The organism is Rhizobium sp. BK661, assembly GCF_024808825.1.
Classification (GTDB): Bacteria; Pseudomonadota; Alphaproteobacteria; order Rhizobiales; family Rhizobiaceae; genus Rhizobium.
This window is the reverse complement of record NZ_JANTYT010000057.1, coordinates 1-1441: the sequence shown is the minus strand read 5'-3', so window position 1 is coordinate 1441 and position 1441 is coordinate 1. Positions and strand designations below refer to the sequence as shown.

The following is a 1441-nucleotide window of genomic DNA, read 5'->3' as shown; positions in this document are numbered from 1 at the left end:
TCGCGTTCCAGAATGTTGTTATCGATCGGCATCCTGCCGTCGCTGGTGTAACGCGTCAGGTAATCCCATTGGTTCAGGGTGTAGGACACAGCATCGCCGAGCTTGGTATCCGGTACGACCTTCGGCGCGATGTTATCGAGCCAAGTCTTTAGAGCGTTCAGGACAGGTAAGCTGTGCTGTTGGCGGAAGCGGCGAATGCACTCGGCCTGCGTTTCACCGGCGTCGGGCTTTATCTCTCGCGCCTGCCTTTCGATCCGGTAGAGTTGTTCAAAGAACCTGAGGGCCTGCTCCGGCGGGCCGCCACCTTTCTTTCTCGCCTTGAGGGCATCAACGAAGCGCCGCCTGGAGTGAGCCATGCATCCGACATGGGTTGCGCCATTCAATGTGCGCCAGGCAGTGTAGCCATCGCTGACCAATATGCCGCGGTAGTCACCAAGGAAGGTCTGCGGGTGGATCTGGCCGCGCCCCGGCCGATAGTCGAGCAATACGATTGGCTCGTCACTGTCCTCGCCGCTGCGATAGGCCCACATGTACGAAGTGCTGGTGGCCTCCTTGTCCTTTTCCTTCAGGACCTGAACCGTCGTCTCATCGCCATGAATGAGAGGCTGTAATCTGAGCCGCAGTTTCAGAGCATCATAGATGCGGTGCAGATGCTTCTCGCTTGAGCCGATGACCCAGTGAGCGAGAGCGCCGCGGCTGATCGGAACACCAGCACGCTCGAATGTTTGCGCCACGCGGTCGAGCGGTGTGCCGTCGACGTACTTGTGGACGAGCGCGAAGGCCAACGTCGAGGCAGTAGCGATACTGCCCGGCAGGGGCTGCGTCGGCATCGGTGCGATCACGACGGGCGTGTTGATCCCGGTGCGGTCGCAATGGCGGCAAGCGTACTTGAACCGCACATTCTGTAGGACCTTTGCCTTGACCTCGATATGGAGCTGTTCGGTAACAGCCTCGCCCATGCGATGCATCTGACCCTGACAGCAGGGACAAGACTTCTGATCGTCGGGGAGGTCATATTCGACGCGCTCGCGTGGCAGGTCTTCCGGCAGAGGTCTGCGTCCACGCTTCTTTCCCGTTTGACCTTCTACCGCTGGCAGGCCGGTGTCTGGAAGCTCGACAACATCGCCTTCCTCGCTGTCATCCTCGACCGCAGCCTCTTCGGCCTCGTTGAAGAGACGGTCAATGTGCTTTTCGCTGCGCGGGGCAAAGCGATGCAGCTTTGCCAGTGCCAGCTCCTCTTCCAGCTTGACGACCCGCCGCGAGAGCGCCTCTTTCTCAGCTTTGAGCGCAGCGATTTCGGCAGCATTGGCCGCCAACTGCGCCATCAGCTCTGCAACGCTTGGTTCGCCGGTTCGAGTCATCAGATTCTTGAATCTGAACCGCCCCTTTGCGTCAACAGCTCAATTCGCCATCCTCAGCCGGCGATCTGATATTGCCGCAC

General features: G+C 59.6%; 1 protein-coding gene. It reads right to left on the bottom strand.

The window, feature by feature from the left end; all coding sequences use genetic code 11:
- On the bottom strand, window positions 1-1361 hold a 1361-nt coding region (gene tnpC / locus FHX16_RS31385; protein WP_259132244.1), incomplete at its 3' end, for an IS66 family transposase.
- Window positions 1362-1441: the final 80 nt, after the last annotated feature.